The following is a 331-nucleotide window of genomic DNA, read 5'->3' as shown; positions in this document are numbered from 1 at the left end:
TCGGTGACCTCGGTGACCTCGGTGACCTCGGTGACCTCGGTGACCTCGGTGACCTCGGTGACCTCGGTGACCTCGGTGACCTCGGTGACCTCGGTGACCTCGGTTCGCTGCCAGGCACGGGCGACTCGGCCGGGCTGGGCGACCTGACCGGCGCGCTGCCGAGCCTGGACGGCGCGGTGGACGACCTGACCGTGTCGGTGGCGGACGCCGCGGGCACGGTCGACGGCGTGCTGGGCACGCGGTCGCTGCTGCGGTCCACGGTGAGCGGCCTCCTCGGTGCTGACGGCGTGCTGGACGACGTCCTCGGCCCGGACGAGGCGCAGGACGGCGT

At 73.7% G+C, this 331-nt stretch carries 1 protein-coding gene; it reads left to right on the top strand.

What is annotated here, in order from left to right; all coding sequences use genetic code 11:
- Window positions 1-331 (top strand): hypothetical protein (locus ACFQ80_RS09560; protein ID WP_430563482.1); only part of this gene is annotated, 331 nt, incomplete at both ends.

It is taken from the genome of Isoptericola sp. NPDC056578 (genome assembly GCF_042793275.1).
GTDB lineage: Bacteria > Actinomycetota > Actinomycetes > Actinomycetales > Cellulomonadaceae > Isoptericola.
This window is presented reverse-complemented; position numbering and strand designations above follow the sequence as displayed.